General features: G+C 71.3%; 19 protein-coding genes and 1 pseudogene. 11 read left to right on the top strand and 9 right to left on the bottom strand.

From position 1 onward, the window contains the following. Positions 1–90: 90 nt before the first annotated feature. Positions 91–3,096 (bottom strand): bifunctional [glutamine synthetase] adenylyltransferase/[glutamine synthetase]-adenylyl-L-tyrosine phosphorylase, encoded by a 3,006-nt coding sequence (locus ACPT94_RS04835; protein ID WP_360338930.1) that lies wholly within the window; start codon positions 3,094–3,096, stop codon positions 91–93. Between the two features lie 143 nt (positions 3,097–3,239). Between ACPT94_RS04835 and ACPT94_RS04830 the strand changes: the two are divergent. The 4 genes and pseudogenes from ACPT94_RS04830 to ACPT94_RS04815 all read left to right on the top strand — a co-directional run. After that, positions 3,240–3,491, top strand: a pseudogene (locus ACPT94_RS04830) (hypothetical protein); the annotation flags it as partial. After that, positions 3,476–3,922 carry a VOC family protein gene (locus ACPT94_RS04825; protein WP_360338933.1) on the top strand — a complete coding sequence of 149 codons (447 nt, stop codon included), beginning with the start codon at positions 3,476–3,478 and terminating at the stop codon, positions 3,920–3,922. The pseudogene ACPT94_RS04830 and the gene ACPT94_RS04825, both read left to right, overlap by 16 nt. Before the next feature lie 278 nt (positions 3,923–4,200). Beyond that, complete coding sequence (locus ACPT94_RS04820) at positions 4,201–5,085, top strand: DUF4231 domain-containing protein (RefSeq protein WP_360338936.1); 885 nt, start codon at positions 4,201–4,203, stop codon at positions 5,083–5,085. Then, positions 5,082–8,072 carry a TIR domain-containing protein gene (locus ACPT94_RS04815; RefSeq protein WP_425245184.1) on the top strand — a complete coding sequence of 997 codons (2,991 nt, stop codon included), beginning with the start codon at positions 5,082–5,084 and terminating at the stop codon, positions 8,070–8,072. The genes ACPT94_RS04820 and ACPT94_RS04815 overlap by 4 nt, the downstream gene beginning before the upstream one ends. 63 nt (positions 8,073–8,135) lie before the next feature. On the opposite strand, the gene ACPT94_RS04810 is transcribed toward ACPT94_RS04815, so the two are convergent. Beyond that, entirely contained in the window at positions 8,136–8,573 is a 438-nt protein-coding gene (locus tag ACPT94_RS04810; RefSeq protein WP_425245210.1) for a winged helix-turn-helix transcriptional regulator, read from the bottom strand. A gap of 140 nt (positions 8,574–8,713) precedes the next feature. Here ACPT94_RS04810 and ACPT94_RS04805 point away from each other — a divergent pair, with 140 nt between their 5' ends. Next, the gene (locus ACPT94_RS04805; protein ID WP_360338945.1) at positions 8,714–9,586 is read left to right on the top strand and encodes an aldo/keto reductase family oxidoreductase; all 873 of its coding nucleotides are present in this window, start codon (positions 8,714–8,716) and stop codon (positions 9,584–9,586) included. 257 nt (positions 9,587–9,843) lie between these two features. Here the strand turns inward: ACPT94_RS04805 and glnA are convergent, their stop codons facing one another. Continuing rightward, a complete protein-coding gene (gene glnA, locus ACPT94_RS04800; RefSeq protein WP_360338948.1) occupies positions 9,844–11,205 on the bottom strand; it encodes a type I glutamate--ammonia ligase in 1,362 nt (453 codons plus the stop codon). 323 nt (positions 11,206–11,528) lie between these two features. Here glnA and ACPT94_RS04795 point away from each other — a divergent pair, with 323 nt between their 5' ends. Continuing rightward, positions 11,529–12,713, top strand: coding sequence for a globin domain-containing protein (locus ACPT94_RS04795; RefSeq protein ID WP_425245183.1), 1,185 nt, complete (start codon positions 11,529–11,531; stop codon positions 12,711–12,713). A 6-nt stretch (positions 12,714–12,719) separates the two neighbouring features. Here ACPT94_RS04795 and ACPT94_RS04790 read toward each other — a convergent pair whose 3' ends face one another. Together ACPT94_RS04790 and ACPT94_RS04785 are read right to left on the bottom strand one after the other, a co-directional pair. Next, positions 12,720–13,244 (bottom strand): hypothetical protein, encoded by a 525-nt coding sequence (locus ACPT94_RS04790; protein ID WP_360338954.1) that lies wholly within the window; start codon positions 13,242–13,244, stop codon positions 12,720–12,722. Between the two features lie 63 nt (positions 13,245–13,307). Next, the gene (locus tag ACPT94_RS04785) at positions 13,308–13,742 is read right to left on the bottom strand and encodes an RrF2 family transcriptional regulator (protein WP_360338957.1); all 435 of its coding nucleotides are present in this window, start codon (positions 13,740–13,742) and stop codon (positions 13,308–13,310) included. A 193-nt stretch (positions 13,743–13,935) separates the two neighbouring features. Between ACPT94_RS04785 and ACPT94_RS04780 the strand changes: the two genes are divergently transcribed. From ACPT94_RS04780 to ACPT94_RS04765, 4 genes are all read left to right on the top strand, one after another. Further along, positions 13,936–14,598: a thioredoxin-like domain-containing protein gene (locus ACPT94_RS04780; RefSeq protein ID WP_360338960.1), complete on the top strand. Its 663-nt coding sequence runs from the start codon at positions 13,936–13,938 to the stop codon at positions 14,596–14,598. Then, complete coding sequence (locus ACPT94_RS04775; RefSeq protein WP_425245182.1) at positions 14,595–15,209, top strand: DUF305 domain-containing protein; 615 nt, start codon at positions 14,595–14,597, stop codon at positions 15,207–15,209. Before ACPT94_RS04780 ends, ACPT94_RS04775 begins: the two co-directional genes overlap by 4 nt. Before the next feature lie 209 nt (positions 15,210–15,418). Continuing rightward, positions 15,419–17,359, top strand: a complete 1,941-nt coding sequence (locus ACPT94_RS04770) for a S53 family peptidase (RefSeq protein ID WP_425245181.1) — start codon at positions 15,419–15,421, stop codon at positions 17,357–17,359. A gap of 89 nt (positions 17,360–17,448) precedes the next feature. Further along, entirely contained in the window at positions 17,449–19,488 is a 2,040-nt protein-coding gene (locus ACPT94_RS04765) for an NAD(+) synthase (RefSeq protein ID WP_360338969.1), read from the top strand. A gap of 154 nt (positions 19,489–19,642) precedes the next feature. Here ACPT94_RS04765 and ACPT94_RS04760 read toward each other — a convergent pair whose 3' ends face one another. From ACPT94_RS04760 to ACPT94_RS04745, 4 genes are all read right to left on the bottom strand, one after another. Further along, positions 19,643–20,881, bottom strand: a complete 1,239-nt coding sequence (locus tag ACPT94_RS04760; protein ID WP_360338972.1) for an MFS transporter — start codon at positions 20,879–20,881, stop codon at positions 19,643–19,645. 99 nt (positions 20,882–20,980) lie between these two features. Next, on the bottom strand, positions 20,981–22,039 hold the full coding sequence (locus ACPT94_RS04755) for an endonuclease/exonuclease/phosphatase family protein (protein ID WP_360338975.1): 1,059 nt from the start codon (positions 22,037–22,039) through the stop codon (positions 20,981–20,983). Positions 22,040–22,183: 144 nt separating this feature from the next. Further along, positions 22,184–22,852 carry a TetR/AcrR family transcriptional regulator gene (locus tag ACPT94_RS04750; RefSeq protein WP_360338978.1) on the bottom strand — a complete coding sequence of 223 codons (669 nt, stop codon included), beginning with the start codon at positions 22,850–22,852 and terminating at the stop codon, positions 22,184–22,186. 63 nt (positions 22,853–22,915) lie between these two features. Further along, positions 22,916–24,508 (bottom strand): MFS transporter, encoded by a 1,593-nt coding sequence (locus ACPT94_RS04745; RefSeq protein WP_425245180.1) that lies wholly within the window; start codon positions 24,506–24,508, stop codon positions 22,916–22,918. Positions 24,509–24,676: 168 nt separating this feature from the next. On the opposite strand from ACPT94_RS04745, the gene panB reads away from it, so the two are divergent. Then, a complete protein-coding gene (panB, locus tag ACPT94_RS04740) occupies positions 24,677–25,552 on the top strand; it encodes a 3-methyl-2-oxobutanoate hydroxymethyltransferase (protein WP_360338984.1) in 876 nt (291 codons plus the stop codon). Positions 25,553–25,648 lie beyond the last annotated feature (96 nt).

The raw sequence follows: 25,648 nt of genomic DNA, 5'->3' as shown, positions 1-25,648 counted from the left end.
GGCCGGTGAGTCCAGTGGGCCGCACCGCCACGGTCCCCACACCGCACTCCACCCGGCCGCGCCCCACGGAGCCGCGCCGAGCACCCGCGCCTACCCCCCGTAGAACAGCTCGTCCACAACCCCCCGGGCCCGCCGGGCGGTGCGGCGGTAGTCGTCCAGCATGTCCCCGACGTGGCCCGGCCCGTACCCCAGGTACCGTCCGACAGCTCCGAGCTCCCGTGCCTCCGACGGGAACGTGTCTGCGGCCCGCCCCCGTACGAGCATCACCGCGTTCCGCACCCGGGTGGCCAGCACCCACGCCTCGTCGAGGATCCCCGCCGCCTCCTCCGACAGAAGGCCGGCAGCCCGGGCGGCCGCGAGGGCGGCGCGCGTGCGGGTGGTGCGCAGCCCCGCCACCTCGGCGCCGTGCCGCAGCTGCAGCAACTGCACCGTCCACTCGACGTCGGACAGCCCTCCGGGCCCCAGCTTGGTGTGCAGCTTGGGGTCCGCCCCGCGAGGCAGCCGTTCCGACTCCATCCGCGCCTTCAGTCGCCGGATCTCCCGTACGGCGTCGGCGCCCAGCCCCGCCTTCGGATACCGCAGGGGGTCGATCAGCTCGACGAACCGCCGCCCCAGCTCCTCGTCGCCGGCGACGGGTTCGGCCCGCAGCAGCGCCTGCGACTCCCACACCAGCGACCACCGCCGGTAGTAGGCCTCGTAGGACTTCAGGGTGCGCACCAGCGGCCCGGACTTCCCCTCGGGCCGCAGATCCGCGTCGATCAGCAACGGCGGATCGGTACTGGGGATCTGCAGCAGCCGCCGCACCTCGGCCACCACGGCGTTGGCCGCCCGGGCGGCCTCCTGTTCGTCGGCCCCCTCCCACGGCTCATGCACGAACAAGACGTCGGCGTCGGACCCGTAGCCCAGCTCGTGCCCCCCGAACCGCCCCATGCCGATGATCGTGAACCGGGTGGGCAGAGTGTCGCCCCACCCTTCCCGCACCACGGCCCGCAACGTGCCGGCCAGCGTCGCGGCCGTCAGATCCGACACCGCCCCGCCGACCAGGTCCACCAGCGCGCCCTGGTCGGCCTCGGCGGGCTGGGCCTCCGTCCCGTACGACCCGACGATGTCCGCGGCAGCCGTACGGAACAGTTCCCTGCGCCGCACGCCCCGCGCGGCCGTGACCGCCTGCGCGGCGCCCTCCGCGCGCCCGACCGCCGCGAGTATCTCCTGCTCCAGATGGGCCCGCCCCCGCGGCTCCAGCCCGCCCGCTCCCCCGTCCCCGTCTCCCAGCAAGGCGACCGCCTCGGGCGCCCGCAGCAGCAGGTCCGGCGCGAGCCGCCCGGCGGACAGCACCCGCGCCAGGTTCTCCGCGGCGGCCCCCTCGTCGCGCAGCAACCGCAGGTACCAGGGCGTCTTTCCCAACGCGTCCGACACCTTGCGGAAATTGAGCAGCCCGGCGTCCGGATCGGCGGAATCGGCGAACCATCCCAGCAGCACCGGCAGCAAGGTCCGCTGGATCGCCGCCTTCCGCGACACCCCGGAGGCCAGCGCCTCCAGATGCCGCAACGCCGCCGCGGGATCGGCGTACCCGAGCGCGACCAGCCGCTCCCGGGCCGCCTCACTGCTCAACCGCGCCTCACCGGAGGGGAGTTGGGCCACCGCGTCCAGCAGCGGCCGGTAGAACAGCTTCTCGTGCAACCGCCGTACCACGGCGGCGTGCCGCTTCCACTCCCGGTTCAGCTCGCCCACGGGATCGGTACGCAGCCCCAGCGACCGCCCGAGCCGCCGCTGATCGGCCTCCCCCTCCGGCACGAGATGGGTCCGCCGCAGCCGGTACAGCTGGATCCGGTGCTCCATGGACCGCAGAAACCGGTACGCCTCGTCGAGCTGCACGGCGTCGGCGCGCCCGACGTACCCGCCCGCTGCCAGCGCCTGCAACGCGTCGAGCGTCGTACCGCTGCGCAGCGACGCGTCGGCCCGCCCATGCACCAGCTGCAGCAACTGCACGGCGAACTCGACGTCCCGCAGTCCGCCCGGCCCGAGCTTCAGCTCCCGCTCGATCTCGGCGGCGGGGATGTTCTCGACGACCCTGCGCCGCATCTTCTGCACGTCGGCGACGAAGTTCTCCCGCTCGGCGGCCTGCCACACGAGCGGTTCGACGGCGGCGACGTACTCCTCGCCCAGGGCGAGGTCCCCGGCGACGGGCCGGGCCTTGAGCAGCGCCTGGAACTCCCAGGTCTTGGCCCACCGCTGGTAGTAGGCGACATGACTGCTGAGCGTCCGTACCAGCGGCCCGTTGCGCCCCTCGGGCCGCAGGTTGGCGTCGACGGGCCAGATCGACCCCTCGACGGTGGTCTCCGAGCAGATCCGCATCATGTGCGAGGCGAGCCTGGTGGCGGCCCGCAGGGCCTTGCCCTCGTCGGCCCCGTCGACGGCCTCGCCCACGAAGATGACGTCGACGTCGGAGACGTAGTTGAGCTCGTGCCCGCCGCACTTGCCCATCGCGATGACGGCGAGCCGGCACAACGCGGCGTCGCCCGGCGCCGCGGCACACGCGAGACCGAGCGCGGCCCGCAACGTGGCGGTGGCCAGGTCGGCCAGCTCGGCGGCCGTCTCGGCCAGGTGCGTGGTCCCGCAGACATCGCGGGCGGCGATGGCCAGCAGGCACCGCCGGTAGGCGATCCGCAGCGACACCGGGTCGGTCGCCCCGGCGAGCCCCCGTTCGAACTCCTCGACCCCGGGATGCAGGTCACGCGGCTCGTAGGTGACGAGCGCCTCCCAGTCCCGCGGGTGCCGGGCCAGATGATCGGCGAGCGCGGCGGACGCCCCCAGCACGCCCAGCAGCCGGTCCCGCAACGGCTTGGCCGCGATGACCATGTCGAGCAGCCCGCGCCGCGCGGTGGCCCCCGGCTGCGCCTCCAGCAGCCGCACCAGCCCCTGCAGCGCGAGATCGGGATCAGCGGTCCGCCCCAGGGCCTCCAGCAGGACGGGATCATTGCGCACGGGCGACAGCTCGGCACTCTCGAGCAGCCGCTCCGCGGCGGACGGATCGATGAAACCGTGCCGCAGCAGCCGTGTGAAGGTACTGCTCCTACGCCCCGGCGCCGCCGTCATCCCCGGCCTCCTCGACTCCGATCAAGGTCGTACGGGTTTGAGCCTAACCGGAGAGCCCGGGGGAAGCGCCGGGGCCAGGAGCGATGAGTTCCGGTGGTACGGCGGGGCTGTCCTGGAGAGGGGACGATGTTGATCCGGGGCGGGACGACCACCGGCTGCGCGAGCCGGCCGCGGCCCGGGAGGCGCGAGTACGCGGCCTTCCGCGCTTCGGGGTGCGGGACGGCTTCTTCCCGCACGGTTCCGGACACGCCCTTGTCCTCGCTGTGGCGCCGGGGACCGTTTTCGGCTTCGGTAGGGGGGAGCCGTTCAGCCGGACGCGGTGGCGACGCGACCGACACGGCCGGCCCGACTCCGTCAGAGGCGACCTGGAGGACCAGCGATGCAGTACACGCTAGAAGTGATCCCGCTGCCGGTCAGCGACATCGACCGGTCCCGGGACTTCTACCGCGACAAGGTCGGGTTCCATGTGGACATCGACCAGGAGGTCATGCCGGGCATGCGGATCGTCCAGCTGACACCGCCCGGCTCGGGCTGTTCGATCGCCCTGGGCGACAGCGTCTGGGAGCTGACGCGGGGCCCGCGCCCGGCCCCCGGCTCCTACCAGGGCCTGCAGCTTTGTGTGGCCGACATCAAGGCCGCCCGCGCGGAGCTCGTGGAGCGCGGCCTGGACGTCTCCGAGCCGATCCAGTACGCCCCCGACGACGGCGCCACCTTCATGTACTTCACCGACCCGGACGGCAACGGCTGGTCCATCCAGGAGTACCGCCGCCGCGCCACGGAACCGCTGCACCAGGTGCTGACGGAACTGGCCCGGCAGCAGCGGTAGCGCACCCGGCTCCGTCCGGGGCACGCGCCATTCCGCCGCCCGCGCTCCCGTTCCTCTCGCGCACCTGTTCCCCGCGCTCCTGCTCCGCCCGCGCTCCTGCTTCTCCTGCGCTTCTCCTTCTCCTGCCGCCCGCCCCTTGCTCCCGCCGCCCGCCCCTTCTTCCGCCGCTTGTCCTGATTGCCCGCAGGGAGCACCGGGCACGATCACTGGGGCTGAACGGACCCATGGCACAAAGGAGTTCCGGCATCCTGGGGTCAGGTCTCGGGGAGGGGGAGCGCATGGCGGTGACGGTCGGCTTCGAGGACTTTCCGGCGCTGTACCGGTCGGCCGACGGGAACTCGCTCAAGGGGCAGCGCCGCCATCTCGCCGTCACGCGGTTCCGGCTCGGCGCGCTGGTGACCGCCGCGGCCTTCGGTGTGGTGGCCCTGCGCGCCGGTGGCGCGGACGTGGCCGCCGTCGTGGCGTCGGTGGCCTTCGGGGCAGCCCTCGTCAGCGATGTGTACATGCTGCGGGAGCGCCCCGACCGGCAGTGGTACGCGGGGCGCGCGGTCGCCGAGTCGACGAAGACCCTGACCTGGCGGTACATGGTGGGCGGCAGCCCGCTCGGGATCACGGACCTCGACGAGGACGAGGCCGCGGACCTGCTGCTCGCGCGGTTCACCGAGATCGAGTCCGATGTCGAACCCCTCCTGCTGATCCCCGATCACGGCAGTCCGGAGCAGGTGACCGAGGGCATGCGCCGAGTCCGTGCGCTGCCGCTGGAGGAGCGCCGTGAGCTGTACCTTCGGGCGCGGATCAGGGACCAGCAGGAGTGGTACGGGACGAAGGCCCGCTGGAACGAGCGCAGGGCCACGCAGTGGTCGGTCCTCCTCGCCGTACTGGAACTCCTCGGCCTGACCGCCGGGGTGCTGAAGTCGGCCGGTCTGATCGACATTGACATCCCCGGTCTCGTGGCGGCGCTGGCCGCGGCCGGAGTGGCGTGGGTGCAGACCAAGCAGCACCAGAACCTCGCGACCGCCTACGCGATGGCCCACCACGAACTGGCCACCATCGGTGCGCGGATACGGCACGCGCGGACCGAGGAGGAATGGGCGGGCTTCGTCGGCGGATCGGAAGACGCCATCTCGCGTGAGCACACGCTGTGGCGGGCGTCGCACTCATGACGCCGTCCCCCACGTCGCGCGGCTCCTACGACGCCTTCGTGTCCTACAGCCATGCGGCGGACAGCGCGCTCGCCCCCGCTCTGCAGCGTGGGCTGCACCGTCTGGCCAAGCCCTGGAACCGGCCGCGTGCCCTGCGGGTCTTCCGTGACCAGGCCAGCCTGGCGGCCAACCCGGACCTATGGACCACCATCGAGGGGGCCCTGGAGAGCTCCCGTTACTTCATCCTGCTCGCCTCGCCGGAGTCGGCCCGGTCTCCCTGGGTCCGGCGGGAGATCGACTTCTGGAAGGCGCACCACGGCCCCGAGACGATGCTGATCGTCCTGACCGGCGGTGAGATCGTCTGGGACCACCACCGGGGCGACTTCCAGTGGGAGCGGACGACCGCCCTGCCCGACGGCCTGCGGGGCTGGTTCCAGGGGGAACCGCTCTGGGTGGACCTGCGCTGGGCCGCCGCCGAGCCGAACCTCTCCCTGAACCACGGCAGGTTCCGGGAGGCCGTCGGCATGCTGGCGGCGGCCGTCCACGGCGTCTCCAAGGACGAACTGGACAGCGAGGAGGTACGGCAGCACGCCCGCAGCGTGCGGCTGCGTCGCGCCGGCGTCGGCGCCCTGACGGTGCTGCTGGTGATCGCGCTGATCATGGCGAACCTCGCCGACGAGCGGCGCCGGGAGGCCGAGAAACAGCGGCGGCTGGCCGAGGAGCAACGCCGCCTGGCCACCGTGCGGGCACTGCAGGCGGAGGCCGAGAACCTCCGGGACAGCGACCCTCTCCTCTCACTGCGGCTCAGCCTGGCCGCCGGCCGCGTCAAGCCGACGGCGGAGGCCCGGGAGGGGCTGATCACCACACTGCACCGCACGCGCCTGGCCGGCAGGTCCGTGACCGGTGTCGGGAAGCACGACCAGGCGTCCTACGCCCCCGACGGCACGCTGCTGGCCACCACGTCGGACACCGGTGTCACCCTGTGGGACACGCGCGACGCCGTCCACCCGAGGCGGCTCGTGCGGCTCACCGGTCCGCTGGAGTCCGTCGTCAGCATGACGTTCAGTGCCGACGGGCGCCTGCTGGCGACCGTCGGCAACGTCGGTCTGAACCCGTCCGACGGCATCCAGCGGGGCACCAGCAGCCTGATGCTGTGGGACCTCGCCGACCGCGCCCGTCCACGCCGGGTGCTGCACTGGGCCCTGCAGGACGCGGTGGCGGCGGCCTTCAGTCCCGACGGCACCACCATGGCCGTGGTCACGGGCCGGGCCAACGGCACGCTGCAGCTCTGGGACGTGACCAAGCCGTCCGCGCCGCGGCGGCTGACCGGAGCGCTGCCCGCCTACGACTCGGACACGGTCATGTTCAGCCCCGACGGGCGCACCCTCGTCACCGGCTCCGGCTACTTCACCGCCAAGGACGGCTCCCTCGAACCGGGGAGCGTCACGCACACCACGGGGTGGACGGTGTGGGACATCCGTGACGTGCGTCGCCCACGGGCGGTGGCACGGCGCCCGCACTTCGGCATCGCCGTGTTCAGCCGAACCGCCCCCGTCCTCGCGGTCGGGAACGACAGGACGCTGACGCTGTGGGACCTCCGCACTCCGAGGACGCCTCGGCAGCTGGCCCGGTTGGACCACAAGGACCAGGTGGAATCGGTCGTGTTCAGTCCGGACGGCCGTTCCCTGGTCGCCTCCGTGCTGGACAAGACGGTGTTTCTCCGCGATGTCAGCGACCCCGCACACCCCGGCCGGCCGGTCATGCTGGGCGAGCACACCAGGCCGGTCGACGCCGCCGCCTTCAGCCGTGACGGCCGGACCATCAGCCTGGCGGACCAGACCGGCGCCCTCACACGCTGGCTGACGGGCAGCCGGGCCCCGGTGCGGGTCGCCACCCTGACCATGGACGCCTTCCGGCTCGCGGCGTCGGCGTTCAGCCCCGACGGCCGCAAACTGGCGGTCGGGGGCACCGGTGGCAAGGTGTGGCTCTGGGACACCTCCGATCCCACCCGCCCGCGCAGGAGGACGCCGCTGACCGGCCAACTCCAGAGAGCTGAGACGGTCTCCTTCAACAGCGACGGCTCCGTGCTGGCCGTCGGCAGTCAGGCCGGCGAGGTGAACCCCGACGGCAGGATCACGCTGTGGGACACCTCCGATCTGGGGGCGCCGCGTCAGCTGGCCGAGATCTCCACGAGGTCCGGAGTGACGGCGGTCGCGCTCAGCCCTCGCCGGCCGGCGCTCGCGGCAGTTGGTGCCACACTCTTCGGCGAGCCCTGGTTCGGCCTGTGGGACATCCGCGACCCGCGCCACCCTGTCCCCACCAAGCTGGTGAACCCCTACACACCACGTGGGGAGACCTCGGCCTCCGCGTCCCCCGACCTGCCGTCCCTGCCCTTCATGGGCACCACCCCGGCGGTCTTCGGGCCGGACGGCACCACACTGGCCCTCCCCGGCGCCCTGTGGGACGTCACGAAGCCGTCCGCCCCGGTCCTGTTGCCCCCGCGGGACAGCTCGGATCTGCAGTCGATGCAGTTCGACAGCTACGACTTCGCGGCCTTCAGCGGTGACGGACGTCACCTGGTCACCACCGAGGGGCGCGCCCTGGCCGTGTGGTCGGTGGGCGACGAGGGGCGCAGCTTCCTCTCCTCGACGCAGGTCCCCGACCGGCTCTCGCAGCTCGATGTCCACCCGGCGGGCCACCTGATCGCGACCGGAAGCCCCACGGGCCGGGCGGGTCTCTGGTCCGTGAGCGGCTCCACGCCCCCCACTCTGGCGACGACGCTCACGGACGTCATGGCCGAGGTGGTGGACGTCCGGTTCAGCGGTGACCGCAGGACGCTGGCCGTCACCCTGGACTCCGGCACGGTCGAACTGTGGAACCTGGGCGACCTGCCGGCCATCGCCGCCGACCCGACCGGCGCGGCCTGCGCCATCACCGGAACCGGCCTGTCCCGCGAGGACTGGCAGCAGTACGCCCCGGGCCTGCCCTACACGGCCACCTGCCCGTAACACCGGCCGAGCCTCTCGGGCCGGGCCGACCGAACCCAACTGTTGGACGGTTGGGTGGAGTCGTCAGGAGGTGCGGGCGTCGTGGTTCTCGCGGTTTGCGAGGACCTCGGCCATGTGTGTCTGCGCCCAGTTTCTGAGCCCGCGCATCATGTGGTGGAGCGAGAGGCCGAGGTCGGTCAGCTCGTAGGAGACGGTGACAGGGACGGTTGGTGTCACGGTACGGGTGAGCAGGCCATCGTGCTCCAGCGCCCGTAGCGTCTGGGTCAGCATCTTCTGGCTGACCCCGGCCAGAAGACGAGAGATCTCGGAGTAACGCATCGCCTTCGGAGCGTCTGCGTGTGCTGCACCGGGCTGGCCAGGGCTGGTGTCGCCGCCCAGCGCACACAGGATCAGGACGACCCACTTGTCCGAGATTCGGTCGAGCAGTTGCCGGCTGGGGCACCCTGCCAGGAACGCGTTGTACTCCACCTTGGCCTGAGCCCTCTTCTGGGCCGCCTTCATCGTCGTCACTGATCGCGCCTCTCACCGATGGGTGGGTTACGCACTCCAAAGTGCCTACTTCCCGACAGGAAGTTTCTCTCCAATGCTGATGCAGGGAGGCAGCAGGCGCCACCCCCCAGTGCACGACGAAAGGCAACAGGATGAGCACACCCTCCCTCTCTCTTCCCGGCGGCACCTGGACTCTGGGTGACTTGACCGTCAGCCGGTTCGGCTACGGCGCCATGCAACTGGCCGGCCCGTGGGTCATGGGGCCGCCCGCCGATCGCGAGGGTGCCCTGGCGGTTCTGCGTGCAGCGGTCGACCTCGGTATCACCCACATCGACACCAGCGACGCCTACGGGCCGCGCGTCACCAACGAGTTGATCCGTGAGGCACTGCACCCCTATCCCGAGTCGCTGCACATCGTGACCAAGGTGGGCGCGACCCGCGACGAACAGGGTGGCTGGCCCACGGCCCGACGACCCGAAGATCTGCGCCGCCAGGTCCACGACAACCTCAAGTCCCTCCAGGTCGACGTACTCGACCTGGTCAACCTCCGACTCGGCAACGCCGAAGGTCCCCAGCCCGGCTCGCTCGCCGAGGCGTTCGAGACGCTCGTCGAACTCCAGCAGCAGGGCCTGATCCGCCACCTCGGGGTCAGCAACGCCACCGAGGAGCAGGTCACCGAGGCACAGCGCATCGCGCCGATCGTGTGCGTGCAGAACATGTACAACCTCGCCCACCGCCACGACGACAAGCTCATCGACCGGCTCGTCACCGAAGGCGTCGCGTACGTGCCCTTCTTCCCCCTCGGGGGCTTCACCCCGCTTCAGTCCTCGGCGCTCTCGGCGGTCGCCGCTCGATTGGGGACGACCCCGATGTCTGTCGCACTGGCCTGGCTGCTGCAGCGATCACCTAACATCCTGCTCATCCCCGGCACGTCATCGACAGCGCACCTGCGCGAGAACATCGCCGGCGCGGGACTCTTCCTCTCGCATGAGGACTTGACCGAGCTGGACGACATCGGCCGCTGAATGCCCCGTGGCTGAACGGCCCACAAGCCACGACCGGCGAACCCTCCACACCGGCACTGACCTACTCACCGACAAGCAGAAGGACCGACTGGCCACGCTGTTCGCCGGCGACGCTCACGTTGAGGTCGAAGCCACGTGGGGGGGACCAGCGGTGACGGCCCGGAGATGGCCCAGAAGCGGTGGGGCGCATGGGGCCGACGGTCCACGACCGTCGGCCCCATACGTCGTCCCAGCGGGTCGCCCGCTCCGACCTGCCCCTACAGCACCGGCAGGTTCTTCCGCAGCTCGAACGCCGTCACCTCGGACCGGTACTCCTCCCACTCCTGCCGCTTGTTGCGCAGGAAGAAGTCGAAGACGTGCTCGCCGAGGGTCTCGGCCACGAGGTCGCTGCGTTCCATGAGGGTGAGGGCCTCGCCCAGGTTCTGCGGCAGCGGCTCGATGCCCATGGCGCGGCGCTCGGCGTCGGAGAGCGCCCAGACGTCGTCCTCGGCGCCCGGCGGGAGTTCGTAGCCCTCCTCGACGCCCTTGAGGCCGGCGGCCAGCAGCATGGCGTAGGCCAGGTACGGGTTGGCGCCGGAGTCCAGGGAGCGGACCTCGACGCGTGCCGAGCCCGTCTTGCCGGGCTTGTACATCGGGACGCGGACGAGGGCGGAGCGGTTGTTGTGGCCCCAGCAGATGTAGGAGGGGGCCTCGCCGCCGGCGCCGGCGGTGCGCTCGGAGCCGCCCCAGATGCGCTTGTAGGAGTTGACCCACTGGTTGGTGACGGCGGAGATCTCGGCGGCGTGCTTGAGCAGACCGGCGATGAAGGACCGGCCGACCTTCGACAGCTGGTACTCCGAGCCGGACTCGTAGAACGCGTTGCGGTCGCCCTCGAAGAGGGAGAGGTGGGTGTGCATGCCGCTGCCGGGGTGCTCGGAGAACGGCTTCGGCATGAAGGTCGCCTGGACGCCCTGTTCCAGCGCCACCTGCTTCATGACCAGGCGGAAGGTCATGATGTTGTCGGCGGTGGAGAGCGCGTCGGCGTAGCGGAGGTCGATCTCCTGCTGGCCGGGGGCGCCCTCGTGGTGGGAGAACTCGACGGAGATGCCCATCGACTCCAGCATGGTGATCGCCTGGCGGCGGAAGTCCATGCCGATGTTCTGCGGGGTGTGGTCGAAGTAACCCGAGTTGTCGGCCGGGGTCGGGCGTGAGCCGTCCAGCGGGCGGTCCTTCAGCAGGAAGAACTCGATCTCGGGGTGGGTGTAGAAGGTGAAGCCCAGGTCGGAGGCGCGGGCCAGGGCGCGCTTGAGCACGTACCGCGGGTCGGCGAAGGACGGGGAGCCGTCCGGCATGAGGATGTCGCAGAACATGCGGGCGGTGCCGGGGGCCTCGGCGCGCCAGGGCAGGACCTGGAAGGTGGAGGGGTCCGGCTTGGCGATCATGTCGGACTCGTACACGCGGGCGAAGCCCTCGATGGCGGAGCCGTCGAAGCCGATGCCCTCGTCGAACGCCTGCTCGAGCTCCGCCGGGGCCACGGCGACGGACTTGAGGAAGCCCAGCACGTCCGTGAACCACAGGCGTACGAACCGGATGTCGCGCTCCTCCAAGGTCCGGAGCACGAACTCCTGCTGCTTGTCCATCTTCCGCTTCCCCATCCTTGCTGGTCAGGCCGCCTGCCCCCGGTCCCGCGGGAGGCGGTCGGGCACCTGAGCATCCCACCACAACCGCATTTCGTGCGCGTTGCGGACCTTGATCGTGACGGCGACCCCGGCCTGAACGCCTCGCGTACGGCAGGTGTACTGCTCTGCCGCCCATCTTGCCTGCTCGGACCGACATCCGTAATGCCCGGCCCCCTTGACGTCCCGCCCCATCTCCTAAATTTGCATCTCAGATGCAAGTTTTAATACGGTGCCGACCGCCGGCCGCCGAACAGGGCCCCGGCAAGTGAGCCCCAGGAGGCCTGATGCTGTCCGACCAGTCCGCAGCCACCGTCCGCGCGACGCTCCCCGCCGTCGGAGCGGCCATCGGAGAGATCACCGAACGCTTCTACACGGGCCTGTTCACCGCCCACCCCGAGCTGCTGCGCGACCTGTTCAACCGCGGCAACCAGGCCGCCGGCACCCAGCGCCAGGCCCTGGCCGGCTCGATCGCCGCCTTCGCCACGCACCTCGTCGAGCACCCGGACACCCGCCCCGACGCGATGCTGACCCGCATCGCCCACAAACACGCGTCCCTGGGCATCACCCCCGAGCAGTACGAGATCGTCCACGAACACCTCTTCGCCGCCATCGCCGGCGTCCTCGGCGAGGCGGTCACCCCCGAGGTCGCGGCCGCCTGGGACGAGGTCTACTGGCTGATGGCGAACGCGCTGATCGCGATCGAGAAGCGGCTGTACGAGGAGCGCGGCGGCCACGCCTGGCGGACGTGGGAGGTCGTCGAGCGCGTCCCGGAGACCGCGGACGTCGTCACGTTCCGCCTGCGTCCCCTCGACGACGCCCCGGTGCGCGACTTCCTCCCCGGCCAGTACGTCTCCGTCCGCACCGAACTCCCCGACGGCGCCCTCCAGATCCGCCAGTACAGCCTCTCCGCCGCGTCCGACGCGGCCGTACGCCAGATCAGCGTGAAGCGTGTCCCCGGCGGTACGACCCCGGAGGGCGAGGTCTCGAACCACCTTCACGCGCGCGTGCGCGAGGGCAGCGTGCTGGAACTGTCCGAGCCGTACGGCGACCTCGTCCTCACCGACGCCCCCGGCACCCCGCTGCTCCTGGCCTCGGCCGGCATCGGCGTCACCCCGATGATCCCGATGCTGGCCCACCTGGCGGCGACCGGCCACGACGCCCCGGTCACCGTCGTGCACGCCGACCGCTCCCCCACCGACCACGCCCTGCGCACCGACCACGAGGCCTACGCCGCCAAGCTCCCCGAGGCGAACGTCCACCTCTGGTACGAGCAGGACGCCCCCGAGGGCGCCCGCACCGGCCTCGCCGACCTCACGGACGTCCCCGTGCACCCCGGCACGCGCGCGTACCTGTGCGGCCCGCTGCCCTTCATGCGAGCGGTACGGACGCAGCTGATCGAGAAGGGCGTGGCTCCGGCAGACGTGCACTACGAGGTGTTCGGGCCGGATCTGTGGCTGGCGGGGGCCTGACGTCCGTCAGGCCGTGATCAGGGGGTCGTAGGGCTCGTCCTCCGGCGTGAGGACGAGGACGAAGTCCTTGCCGGCCCCGACCGCGACCTCCCGGAGGCGGGCCAGGGCGTCCGCCTCCGTCGGCAGGGTGAGGCCGAGGACCGCGGCGGCACGGTCCCGTCGGTCGGCCAGGTCGGGCATGTCCGCCAGGTACTCGGCGGCGGCCTCCCGGCTCTCCTCCGCGGTGAACGCCCCGCAGTCACGCCACCACGGGGCGACCAGGAGGAGGCGCAGGAGTTCGGGCAGACCGATCGCGACCAGCGCCGCGCCGCCCTCGGAGTCGGCGTACAGGATCGGACGTTCCTCGCCGCCCTCGCCGCAGAAGAAGTAGGTACCGCCGGCGCCGTCGCCCGCGAATCCCTCGAGCGCCGCGCCGGAGGCGAGGTGGACCTCCTCGCCGTGGTCGCCCAGGTCCAGGTCGAAGTCGCCGGGCCAGGCGAGGAAGCGGGCGGCCTCGTCGTGTTCGCGGACGGCCGTGATCAGTGATCGCATGCAGGGGACGGTAGCGGCGCCCGCCGACAAGCGCGCCGGCGAGCACCGTTCGGCGGGGCGGGCTCAGGCCGGCCGGGGGATGCCCAGCAGCAGCGGACCCGTCGGCTCGGCCACCATGTCCGACACCGTCACCGGGTCCAGGGACGCGAAGAAGGCCTCCTGCGCCCGGCGCAGCGCCCCCCGCAGCCGGCAGGCGGAGTTCAGGGGGCAGGGGGTCGCGCCCTCGCAGTCCACGACGTCGCCGTCGCCCTCGAAGGCGCGGACCACGGTGCCCACCGACGCCGTACGGCCCTTCCCGGTCAGCGCGAGGCCGCCGCCGCGGCCGCGGCGGGCCTCCAGCAGGCCCATGTGCTGGAGTTCGGCCACGACCTTGGCCGCGTGGGTGTAGGGGACCTCCATGGCGGCCGCCACATCACGGGTCGTGGGGGTGGTCTCGCCCGCCACCGCGAGCCGCATCAGCACGCGCAGCGCCAGGTCGGTGGATCGCAAGAGCCGCATGAGAGGAAGCGTAGATAATACGCATCTTCGCTTCAAATTATCCCGGGGGCCGTCTCGGTGTCCGTCCGGTCGGCAGTTGGCTGTGACCTGCCTACGAGATCCCCGCCCTTCCCTATTACGATCAGCGGACCCGCACGCCCCGAACACCCCGTACGCCTCACCCCGTCCGCCCCTCCACCGAAGGACAGGCCCCATGGGTTCCGCCAAGAACAGCACCAACGCGGCGCGCAAGGCGCGCATAGAGGAGATGCGGCGAGCCGAGCAGGCGCGTGAGCGGCGCAACCGGATCCTCACGATCACGGCGAGCGTCGTCGTGGTCGCCGGGCTCGTGGCGGGGACCGTGTTCCTGGTGCAGACGCAGGCGGACGACGACTCCTCCACCGACGCCAAGGCGACCGCGGGGAAGTTCGTCACCGGCTCGGACGGGGTGCGGACGTGGAAGGGGACGCTCGGGCGCACCCACGTCACCAAGACCGTGAAGTACCCGACCGAGCCGCCGGTCGGCGGGGACCACGACCAGGCCTGGATGAACTGCAACGGCGACGTCTACGGCAAGGCGCTGAACAACATGAACGCCGTGCACTCCCTGGAGCACGGAGCGGTCTGGGTGACGTACAACAGCAAGGCCTCGAAGGCGGACGTCGACGCGCTCGCGGCGAAGGTGAAGAAGACGCCGTACACGCTGATGAGCCCGGACGACAAGCAGGCCGACCCGATCGTGCTGACGGCGTGGGGGCACCAGCGGACGGTGACCGGCGCGAGCGACCCGAACCTGGACAAGTTCTTCGAGAAGTTCGTGCAGGGCGAGCAGACGCCCGAGCCGGGGGCCGCGTGCACGGGCGGTCTGTCGCAGTGAGGTACGCGGGGGTCGCCGTGGCCGTGGCCGGGGTGCTGGTCGCGGCCGGGGCCATCAGTTACTCCGTCGCCGGGGACAACGGCGCCGACGTCCCGTCCGCCGACTCGGCGGACGCCGGCTTCGCCCGGGACATGGCGGTGCACCACCAGCAGGCCGTCGAGATGTCGTACATCGTGCGCGACCGCACCCGGGACGAGGACGTGCGGCGGCTCGCCTACGACATCGCGCAGACGCAGGCCAACCAGCGCGGCATGCTGATCGGCTGGCTCGATCTGTGGGGGCTGCCGAAGGTGTCCTCGCAGGAGCCGATGGCCTGGATGGGCATGAGTGGCATGGCCTCCGGCGAGGACGGCGCGCTGATGCCGGGCATGGCCACCGACGCCGAGATGAAGAAGCTGGGAACCCTCAACGGCAAGCAGGCCGAGGTGTTCTTCCTGCAGCTCATGACGGACCATCACAAGGGCGGCATCCACATGGCCGAGGGCTGTGTCGCCAAGTGCACGGTCGGCGTGGAGAAGCGGCTCGCGCAGGGCATGGTCGAGGCGCAGGAGTCGGAACTGCGGCTCATGGCGGACCTGCTGAAGGAGCGGGGCGCCGCACCCCGGGCGTAGGGCCGGTCCGGCGGATCACGCCCGTGGCGGCGCGGTGTCGGCCTCGTCGGGCGTAAGCCTCAAATCACCCTGCCTTTCGATCACTTGGACTCTTCTTGGTCCGGGCAGGGTTCTTCTTGGGTTCCGCATTCCCCTGGCATGAACGGTTCATCGACAGAGTGGCGAGCGTCGAGTGATCCACTCGTGACGAACCACCCACAGGGGGTCCCATGAGATCCAACCGCGCCGCCCTGCGCGCCGGGGCGAGCATGGCAGCGACACTGCCCATGATCGCCGGCGCGCTCGCGCTCGGCGTCCCCGCGGCGCACGCCGCGGACGGCCCGGCCCGTGATCCGCTGGCCGGGACCAGGCCGGCGTGGGCCACGGCCAAGGCGGACCGGGGCGCCACCCCGGACAGTTCCAAGGTGACCGCGCGGGTCTACCTCGCCGGCCGGGACGCCGCCGGTCTCGCCCGCTACGCGAAGGCCGTGTCCGACCCGAGTTCACCCGCCTACGGCAAGTACCTCAGCGCACAGCAGGCGCAGGCCCGCTTCGGCGCGACCGCGGCGCAGGTCGCCGCGGTCAGAGCTTGGCTGACGTCGGCCGGTCTGAAGGTCACGGGCGTCACCCGGCACTACGTCTCCGTCACCGGTGACGTGGCCGCCGCCGAGAATGCCTTCGGCACCCAGCTGCACAACTACGCCAAGGGCTCGACGACTTACCGCGCGCCCGCGGCGACCGCCTCGGCGCCCGCGAGCCTGGACGGCGCGGTCCTGACGGTGACCGGCCTGGACAACGCGCCGCACCGGGCGAGCGCCAAGGACCAACTCCCGCCGCCTGCCGCCGTGTTCAGGAACGCCGGCCCGTTCTCGTCGTACTACGGCTCGAACATCGCGACCACGCTTCCGGACGCGTACGGCACGAAGATCCCGTACGCCGTGCAGGGGTACACCGGCAAGCAGCTGCGGGCCGCGTACGGCGCGGGCACGTACACCGGCAAGGGGGTGCGCATCGCCATCACCGACGCGTACGCCTCGCCGACCATCGCCTACGACGCGGCCACCTACGCCAAGAACCACGGGGACGCGGCCTGGAAGACCGGTCAGCTCACCCAGGTGCTGCCGAAGAACTACACGAAGACCAAGGAGTGCGACGCCTCCGGCTGGTACGGCGAGGAGACCCTCGACGTCGAGGCCGTGCACGCGGTCGCGCCCGCCGCGAACGTCACCTACGTCGGCGCCGCCTCCTGCTACGACGACGACCTGCTCGACTCGCTCGGCAAGGTCGTCGACAACCGTCTGGCCGACATCGTCTCCAATTCCTGGGGTGACATCGAGGCCAACCAGACGCCGGACCTCGCGGCCGCCTACGACCAGGTCTTCCAGCTCGGCGCGGTGGAGGGCATCGGCTTCTACTTCTCCTCCGGCGACAACGGCGACGAGGTCGCGAACACCGGGACCAAGCAGGTCGACACCCCGGCCAACTCGGCGTGGGTGACGGCGGTCGGCGGTACCTCGCTGGCGGTCGGCAAGGGCGACACGTACCTGTGGGAGACCGGCTGGGGCACGGAGAAGGCAGCCCTGTCGGCCGACGGCAAGAGCTGGGACGGCTTCCCCGGCGCGTTCACCTCGGGCGCGGGCGGCGGCACCAGCAGGACGGTCGCCGAGCCGTACTACCAGAAGGGCGTCGTCCCGGACGCGCTCGCCACGGCCAACAGCGCCGCCGGCAACCGGGTCGTCCCGGACATCGCGGCGATCGCCGACCCCAACACCGGCTTCAAGGTCGGGCAGACGCAGACCTTCCCGGACGGCTCGCAGCAGTACGGCGAGTACCGCATCGGCGGCACCTCGCTGGCCGCGCCGGTCATCGCCGCCGTACAGGCCCTCGCCCAGCAGGCGCGCGGCGGCCACGCGATCGGGTTCGCCAACCCGGTGATCTACTCCAAGTTCGGGACGCGGGTCTATCACGACGTCACCGACAATCCGACGGGCTCCGGCCTCGCGGTCGCGCGCGTCGACTACGCCAACAGCTACGACGCGGCGGACGGTCTGCTGACCTCCGTACGCAGCCTCGGCAAGGACAGCTCGCTGTCCGCCGTGAAGGGCTACGACGACGTCACCGGCGTCGGCACGCCCGCGAACGGCTACGTGGAGTCGTACCGGCGACGCTGACGCCACAGGCAGCGCCGTATGGGGTGGCGTGAGGTGTGCGACATCTCACGCCACCCCATCGCGTCTCTCTGACGATTACACTGCTCCTCGTGCCTCCGTTGAACTTCTGGTCGATCTATCAGCACGGCTTCGCACGCGTCGCGGCATGCACGGGTCACACCGTCATCGCGGACCCGCATGCCAACGCCGAAGCGGTCCTGCGCCACGCGCGCCGGTGCGCCGGGGAGGGGGTGGCCGTCGCCGTCTTCCCGGAGATGGTGCTGTGCGGCTACTCGATCGAGGACCTGCTGCTGCAGGACGCGCTGCTCGACCAGGTCGAGGAGGCGCTGAAGGAGGTCGTGGCCGACTCGGTGGATCTGCTGCCGGTGCTGGTCGTCGGCGCCCCGCTGCGCCACCGCAACCGGGTCTACAACTGCGCGGTGATCGTGCACCGCGGCCGCGTCCTGGGCGTCGTGCCCAAGTCGTACCCGCCGAACTACCGGGAGTTCTACGAGCGTCGGCAGATCGGCGACGGCGCCGACGAGCGCGGCGGGTCGATCCGCGTCGGCGGCGAGACCGTGCCGTTCGGCGTGGATCTGCTGTTCGCCGCGGACGACGTCCCGGGGCTCGTGCTCCACGCGGAGATCTGCGAGGACATGTGGGTGCCGGTGCCGCCCAGCGCGGAGGCGGCTCTCGCCGGTGCGACCGTCCTCGTCAATCTCTCGGGAAGCCCGATCACGGTCGGGCGGGCCGAGGACCGCAAGCTGCTGTGCCGCTCGGCGTCCTCCCGCTGCCTCGCCGCGTACGTCTACGCGGCGGCCGGCCTCGGCGAGTCGACCACCGACCTGTCCTGGGACGGCCAGGCCATGGTCCACGAGAACGGCGTGCTGCTGGCCGAGACCGAGCGGTTCCCGCTCGGCGACAGTTACGCGGTGGCCGACGTGGACCTCGACCTGCTGCGGCAGGAGCGGCAGCGGATGGGCACGTTCGACGACAACCGCCGTACGCACGCCGCGCGGACCGGCGACTTCCGCACGGTCACGTTCGAGCTCGACCCGCCGCTCACCGACCTGGGGCTGCGCCGTCGCCTGGAGCGCTTCCCGTTCGTGCCGGCCGACCCCGACCGCCTCGCCCTGGACTGCTACGAGGCGTACAACATCCAGGTCGCGGGCCTTCAGCAGCGGCTGGCGGCGATCGGCGGCCCGAAGGTGGTCATCGGGGTGTCCGGCGGCCTGGACTCCACGCACGCGCTGATCGTCGCCGCCCGCGCGATGGACCGCGCGGGCCGCCCGCGCAGCGACATCCTGGCCTTCACGCTGCCCGGCTTCGCCACCAGCGACCACACCAAGGCCAACGCCCACAAGCTGATGAACTCGCTCGGCGTCACCGCGGCCGAGCTGGACATCACGCCCACCGCGCGGCTGATGCTGAAGGAGATGGGCCACCCGTTCGCCTCCGGCGAGCCGGTGTACGACGTCACCTTCGAGAACGTGCAGGCCGGGCTGCGCACCGACTACCTGTTCCGGCTGGCCAACCAGCGCGGCGGCATCGTGCTCGGCACCGGTGACCTGTCGGAGCTGGCGCTCGGCTGGTCCACGTACGGCGTGGGCGACCAGATGAGCCACTACAACGTCAACTCGGGCGTGCCGAAGACGCTGATCCAGCATCTGATCCGCTGGGTCATCAGCAGCGGCCAGTTCGACGAGGAGACCGGCGGGACGCTCGCCGCGATCCTCGACACCGAGATCAGCCCGGAGCTCGTACCGGGCGAGGAGATGCAGTCCACCGAGTCCAAGATCGGCCCGTACGCGCTGCACGACTTCACGCTCTTCCACGTCCTGCGGTACGGCTTCCGGCCGTCGAAGATCGCCTTCCTGGCCTGGCACGCCTGGCACGACCCGGAGGCCGGCGCCTGGCCGCCGAACTTCCCCGAGGCCAAGCGGGTCGCCTACGACCTGCCCGAGATCCGTCGGTGGCTGGAGGTCTTCTGCCGTCGCTTCTTCGCGTTCGCGCAGTTCAAACGCTCGGCCATGCCGAACGGGCCGAAGGTCTCGGCAGGCGGTTCGCTCTCCCCGCGCGGCGACTGGCGGGCACCGTCCGACAGCTCGGCGACGGTTTGGTTGCGGGACCTGGCCCGCTTCGACGGGTAACCGGGCTCTTTGCCCACCAACCCGCCCCCGGGCGGAGTTGGGGGGCCGGGGCGAAGCCCGGCGCCCCAGGGGCGCGGGGAACTGCGCGACCAGCCACGACGAACCCGCGGCCGCCCACCGGACCGCTCCCGTACGGCGCATCGCACCAGGTTCGTCAGCGACGCGCCCCCGCCTCCACCGCCTCCGGCACATGCGTCGCCACGATCCGCTCCCGGCCGGGGTGCCCGGCGGCTCCGGTGGACGCCCGGCGCCGGTCCACGCCGTACGCCACGCCGGCCACTGCCAGGCCCAGCACCGCCAGGGCCGCGCCCGCCACCGCCGGGGACGTCACGCCGAAGCCCGCTGCCAGGGCGAGGCCGCCGATCCAGGCGCCGCCGGCGTTGGCGAGGTTGAAGGCCGCCTGGTTGGCGGAGGAGGCGAGGGAGGGGGCCGAGGAGGCCTTCTCCATGACCATCAGGTTGAGGGGGGTGCCGGCGACGAAGGCCGCGACGCCGAGGAGGACGACGGCCAGGGCACCGCTCCACTGCGTGCGCATCAGCAGCGGGAAGAGGGTCAGGACGGCCGCCAGGGAGGTCAGGCCCCCGAACAGCGTGCGCCGCATCGCGTGGTCCGCGAGGCGTCCCCCGAGCAGGTTGCCGATGGTCGCGCCCACGCCGAACAGCGCCAGCAGCACCGTCACGCTGGAGTCGGCGTACCCGGCGGCGTCCGTCAGCATCGGCGTGACGTAGCTGTACGCGGCGAAGAGCGCGCCGAAGCCCGCGACCGTCGTACCGAGTGCCAGCCAGACCGGGAGCGACTTCAGCGCCGCCAGTTCGCCGCGCAGGCCCGTGGCGGGTGCCGCGTGCGTGCGGGAGGCCGGGATCAGTACGGCCAGGAAGGCTATCGCCGCGAGCCCGATCACGCTCACGCCGAGGAAGGTGACCCGCCAGCCCAGGTGCTGGCCGACGAGCGTGGCGACCGGAACGCCCGCGATGTTGGCGACCGTGAGGCCGAGGAACATCAGCGACACCGAGCGGGCCTTGCGTTCCGGCGCGACCAGACTGGTGGCGACCACCGCGCCGACGCCGAAGAAGGCGCCGTGCGGGAGGCCGCTGAGGAAGCGGGCGGCCAGGAGGGAGTCGTAGCCCGGGGCGAACGCGGACAGCGCGTTGCCCGCCACGAACAGGGCCATCAGGGAGACCAGGACCGTGCGCCGCGGCAGCCGTGCCGTCGCCGCCGCCAGCAGCGGGGCGCCGATGACGACGCCGAGCGCGTACGCGGAGACCAGATGTCCGGCCGTCGGGATCGAGATGTGCAGGTCGTCCGCGACGTCGGGCAGCAGTCCCATCATCACGAACTCGGTGGTGCCGATGCCGAAGGCACCCACGGCGAGGGCGAGCAGGGCCAGGGGCATGGAGAAGCCTGTGCCTTTCAGGGAGAGGGGTTCGGTTCCATCGTATGTTCAACTGCGGAACAAACCCGCTCCGGCCCCGTATTCCGGCAGCTCACCGGGTCATGATGTGGTGACCTTCACACGCGCCGCCACCGGCAGATGGTCGCTGCCGGTCTCCGGCAGGGTCCACGAGGTGACCGGCTCCACGCCGGTCACCATGATCTGGTCGATGCGCGCCATCGGGAACGACGCGGGCCAGCTGAAGCCGAAGCCGCTGCCGGCCGCGCCCTGCGCCGAACGCATCTGGGAGGTGACGGCGTTGAGGGAGCGGTCGTTCATCGTGCCGTTCAGGTCGCCGAGCAGGATCTTCCGGCTCAGCGGGTCGGCGGCGATCGCCTCGCCCAGCGCGTCCGCGCTCTTGTCGCGCTGCCGGGCGGTGAACCCGGCCTGGAGCTTGACGCGTACGGACGGCAGGTGGGCGACGTAGAAGGCGACCGGCCCCTCGGGCGTGGTCACGGTCGCCCGCATCGCGCGGACCCAGCCCAGCTTGATGTCGACGTCGGCGACGTCACTCATCGGGTACTTGCTCCACAGCCCGACCGTGCCCCGCACCGAGTGGTACTTGTACGTCGCCGCCAGCGCCTTCTCGTACACCGGCACCGCCGAGGCCGTCAGCTCCTCCAGGGCCAGCACGTCCGCGCCGGACGCGGCCACGTCGCGGGCGGTGCCGGACGGATCGGTGTTGTCGGCGTTGACGTTGTGCGTGGCCACCGTGAGGTCGCCGCCGCCGGCGGTCTTGTCGGTGAGCAGCCCGCCGAAGAGGTTCAGCCAGACCACGGCCGGGACGACCACCGCGATCAGGGCGGTCGCCGACCTGCGCACCACCGCCAGCAGGAGCAGCAGCGGGATGAACACGCCCAGCCACGGCAGGAACGTCTCCGTCAGGCTGCCGAGGTTGCCGAAGCGGTTGGGGATACGCGAGTGCAGCACCATCACCAGGGCCAGCGACAGGGCCAGCAGGGCGACGACGAGGCCCCGGCGCCAGATCCTCGGGTCGCCGCGCCAGCTCGCCGGCAGCCGCTCGGCCAGACGTCCGAGCAGGCGCCGAAGCCGGGTTTCCCGGCGCTCGGGCCCCGAGCCGCCGTTGTCCGTCTCCGTCATGTACGCCTGCTGCGCCATACCGTCGCCTCACTGCCTGCCGTGCACACCGTTCGCCCCCCGCGTGTATGACCCTAGGGGATGATCGGCTTGGATCCCGCCGTCCCATGACGGCCGTACGGGGGCGAGGACGAACGGGTCGGCGTCAGAAGTTCCGGTCCGGGGTCACGAGGGCCGGTCTGTGACGAAACGCTCACATTCGGGCGCGGTCGCCGGGGAACTGACGGGCCGTAGACCGGCCAGCAGCGTGTCGACGATCTGCTCCGCGAGGCCTTCCGGGAGGTCGGAGTCGGGGTGCAGGACGGCCCGGACCAGCATGGGGCCGATGAAGAGGTCGTACAGCAGCTCGCGGTCGAGGTCGGTGCGCAGTTCGCCGTTCTCCTGGCCGCGGCGCACCACCTCGAGACCGATCCTGCGGCGGGGTTCGACGACCGTGTTGTGGTAGGCCGCCCAGATCCTGGGGCTGCTCTTCATCTGCGCCCGGACGTTGTGCAGGATCGCCGAGGACCGGGTGGCCAGTCCGCGCCGGCGCACCGACTCCAGCAGCACGATCAGGTCGTCGCGCAGGGAGGAGCCGGGGAGTTCGGGGTCCTCCGGTTCGGCGGCCCGCAGGACGTCGACGAAGAGTTCCTCCTTGCCGCTCCAGCGGCGGTAGATGGTCGCCTTGCCGACGCCGGCGGTCCGGGCGATCCGCTCGATGGACACCTCACCGAGCGGAACGCCCTCCTCCAGCAGCTTCATCGTCCCCTCGATGATGGCCCGCTCCACCGCCTCGCTACGGGGTCGCCCCCGACTGGGCTGCTCCACACCGGCGCCGTTCCGCGCGAGACTCACGTCCGTCCGTCCCTTCTTCGCACTGGGGTGATTGTCGCTCAGCGGGGCGGCCGCAGGCCGGTCCTACGAGTCCGCCTGCACCAACTCCTCTTCCTTCGCGGCCTCCTGAGGCGCCTTCGGCCTGCCGGGCAGGAAGAGCCCCACGACCACCGCGCCGAGGACCGCCACCCCGGCCCCGCACAGCGCGGTGACGTGCATCGCGTGCAGGAACGCGTCGTGGGCCGGGGCGACCAGGGACCTGCCCTGCGGGCCGAGCTTCGCGGCGACGCCCAGGGTGGCCTCGATGGACTCCCCCGCCGTCTCGCGCAGCCCCGCCGGTACGACGCCCAGCCGGTCCTCGATGCCGCCCCGGTACGAGGTCGACAGCACCGAGCCGAGGACGGCGATGCCGAGCGCGCCTCCGACCTGGCGGAAGGTGTTGCTGAGGGCGGAGGCGGAGCCGGCCTTCTCGCGGGGCAGGGCCTGCATGATGACGACGCTGGTCGGCGTCATGATGTGGGCCATTCCGGCGCCCATGAAGAAGAAGACGACCTCCAGGATCCAGATCGGGGTGTCCGCGTCCAGCGTGGCGAACGCGACCAGTGTGGCCGCGATGACGAGCATGCCGGCCGTGGTCGTGGCCTTGTTGCCGAAGCGGTCGACGACCAGTCGGGCCCGCGGCGCGAAGATCATCTGGGCGGCGGCCAGCGGCAGCATCAGCAGGCCGGTCTGCAGCGGCGAGTAGCCGCGCACGCTCTGGGTGTAGAAGACCGAGAAGAACGTCACGCCCATCAACGCGAAGAAGACCAGCGCGATGACGGAGATCGCGGCCGAGAAGACCGGGCTCTTGAAGTACGTGATGTCGATGGACGGATGGTCGCTGCGCTTCTCGAAGACGACGAACCCGACGAGGACGACGAGGCCCGCGGAGATCGTGGCCAGCACGGTCGGGTCGGCGAAGTCGGCGAGCTCGCCGCCCCGGATGATGCCGTAGACCAGCAGGACCAGCCCTACGACGGACAGGACGACGCCGACGGGGTCGATCCGGCCGGGGTTCGGGTCGCGGGAGTCGGGCACCAGCCACAGCATCAGCGCGATGGCGAGCAGCACGATCGGCACGTTGATGAGGAAGACCGAACCCCACCAGAAGTGGTCGAGGAGGAGACCTCCGGTGATGGGCCCGATGGCGATGGCGAGCCCGACGCCGCCCGCCCAGATCCCGATCGCCTTGGGCTGCTCCTCGCGTTCGAAGACGTTCATGAGGACGGCGAGGGTCGCGGGCATCACGAACGCGGCGCCGAGGGCCATCAGCGCGCGGAAGGCGATGAGCTGGGCGGGCGAGCCGGACTCGGCGGCGAGCGCCGAGCCGATGCCGAAGACGGCGAGACCGCCGAGCAGGACTTTCTTGCGGCCGACACGGTCGCCGAGCAGGCCGGCGGAGAACAGCAGGCCCGCGAAGACGAGGGTGTAGGAGTTGATCGCCCACTCCAGCTCGCTCTGGGTGGCGCCCAGGCCGACCGGGGCGGGGGTGGAGATGGTCTTGATCGCGACGTTCAGGATCGAGTTGTCGAGGACGACGATCAGCAGGCTCAGCATCAGCACGCCGAGGATCGCCCAGCGGCGCCGGTGCACGGCTTCCGGTATCCGGGGGCCGGAGGGGACGGCAGCAGTAGTCATGCTGCCGAGGCTACGACCATTTCGATACGAGACGGTCTCGTATCGGAATTCCTTACTGAGGCTTTACCCACAGAGGGCGCTCTGGTCCTCCCTGGCACGAGGTGCCACCATGGAGGTGGTCCGGGGACGCCGTGAGGGCGCCTCGAGATGACGTAAGGAGCCGTTGCAATGACGCAGCTTTCGGCTGCCCAGACTGTGCAGAACAGGCCCTCCGACGGCAGCAAGGCGCTGTACGGAGGCAAGGGCACCCGCCGCATCACCGTTCGCGACATCGCCGCCGCCAAGGAGCGCGGCGAGAAGTGGCCCATGCTCACCGCGTACGACGCGATGACCGCGTCCGTCTTCGACGAAGCCGGGATCCCCGTGATGCTCGTCGGCGACTCGGCGGGCAACTGCCACCTGGGGTACGAGACGACCGTGCCCGTCACCCTCGACGAGATGACCATGCTGTCCGCCGCGGTCGTACGGGGCACCCAGCGCGCCCTGATCGTCGGCGACCTGCCCTTCGGGTCCTACCAGGAGGGCCCCGTGCAGGCCCTGCGCAGCGCGACCCGGCTGGTCAAGGAGGCCGGGGTGGGCGCCGTGAAGCTGGAGGGCGGCGAGCGCTCGCACCGGCAGATCGAGCTGCTCGTGGAGTCCGGCATCCCGGTCATGGCGCACATCGGCCTCACCCCGCAGTCCGTGAACGCCATGGGCTACCGCGTCCAGGGGCGCGGCGAGGAGGCGGCCGCGCAGCTGCTGCGGGACGCGAAGGCCGTCCAGGACGCGGGGGCGTTCGCCGTCGTGCTGGAGCTGGTGCCGGCGGAGCTGGCCGCCGAGGTCACGCGTGTGCTGCACATCCCGACGGTCGGGATCGGCGCGGGACCGGAGACGGACGCGCAGGTGCTGGTGTGGACGGACATGCTGGGGCTGACCGGTGGTCGGGTCCCGAAGTTCGTCAAGCAGTACGCCGATCTGCGGGCGGTCATGGGCGACGCGGCGAAGGCGTTCGCGGAGGACGTCGTCGGCGGAACGTTCCCGCAGGAGGAACACTCCGTTCACTGAGCCAACTCCGCACCGGGCAGCCCGCCGATCTTCCCCCGTCGGCGGGCTGCCGCTCTTTGCGCCTGAACCGGCGCCGCTCTCGCGGACCTGGTTGCT

It is taken from the genome of Streptomyces aurantiaciflavus (assembly GCF_049808595.1).
Taxonomy (GTDB): domain Bacteria; phylum Actinomycetota; class Actinomycetes; order Streptomycetales; family Streptomycetaceae; genus Streptomyces.
Note: the sequence above shows the minus strand (reverse complement) of the source record. Positions and strands in the feature narration are given on the sequence as shown.

Excerpts from the sequence above, each read along its gene's own strand:
- ACPT94_RS04790 (WP_360338954.1), bottom strand. The coding sequence starts at position 13,244 with ATGCGATCACTGATCACGGCCGTCCGCGAACACGACGAGGCCGCCCGC.
- ACPT94_RS04745 (WP_425245180.1), bottom strand. The coding sequence starts at position 24,508 with ATGACTACTGCTGCCGTCCCCTCCGGCCCCCGGATACCGGAAGCCGTG.
- ACPT94_RS04810 (WP_425245210.1), bottom strand. The coding sequence starts at position 8,573 with ATGAAGGCGGCCCAGAAGAGGGCTCAGGCCAAGGTGGAGTACAACGCG.
- glnA (WP_360338948.1), bottom strand. The coding sequence starts at position 11,205 with ATGGACAAGCAGCAGGAGTTCGTGCTCCGGACCTTGGAGGAGCGCGAC.
- ACPT94_RS04805 (WP_360338945.1), top strand. The coding sequence starts at position 8,714 with ATGAGCACACCCTCCCTCTCTCTTCCCGGCGGCACCTGGACTCTGGGT.
- ACPT94_RS04820 (WP_360338936.1), top strand. The coding sequence starts at position 4,201 with ATGGCGGTGACGGTCGGCTTCGAGGACTTTCCGGCGCTGTACCGGTCG.
- ACPT94_RS04815 (WP_425245184.1), top strand. The coding sequence starts at position 5,082 with ATGACGCCGTCCCCCACGTCGCGCGGCTCCTACGACGCCTTCGTGTCC.
- ACPT94_RS04780 (WP_360338960.1), top strand. The coding sequence starts at position 13,936 with ATGGGTTCCGCCAAGAACAGCACCAACGCGGCGCGCAAGGCGCGCATA.
- ACPT94_RS04825 (WP_360338933.1), top strand. The coding sequence starts at position 3,476 with ATGCAGTACACGCTAGAAGTGATCCCGCTGCCGGTCAGCGACATCGAC.
- ACPT94_RS04755 (WP_360338975.1), bottom strand. The coding sequence starts at position 22,039 with ATGGCGCAGCAGGCGTACATGACGGAGACGGACAACGGCGGCTCGGGG.
- ACPT94_RS04770 (WP_425245181.1), top strand. The coding sequence starts at position 15,419 with ATGAGATCCAACCGCGCCGCCCTGCGCGCCGGGGCGAGCATGGCAGCG.
- ACPT94_RS04760 (WP_360338972.1), bottom strand. The coding sequence starts at position 20,881 with ATGCCCCTGGCCCTGCTCGCCCTCGCCGTGGGTGCCTTCGGCATCGGC.
- ACPT94_RS04835 (WP_360338930.1), bottom strand. The coding sequence starts at position 3,096 with ATGACGGCGGCGCCGGGGCGTAGGAGCAGTACCTTCACACGGCTGCTG.
- ACPT94_RS04795 (WP_425245183.1), top strand. The coding sequence starts at position 11,529 with ATGCTGTCCGACCAGTCCGCAGCCACCGTCCGCGCGACGCTCCCCGCC.
- panB (WP_360338984.1), top strand. The coding sequence starts at position 24,677 with ATGACGCAGCTTTCGGCTGCCCAGACTGTGCAGAACAGGCCCTCCGAC.
- ACPT94_RS04785 (WP_360338957.1), bottom strand. The coding sequence starts at position 13,742 with ATGCGGCTCTTGCGATCCACCGACCTGGCGCTGCGCGTGCTGATGCGG.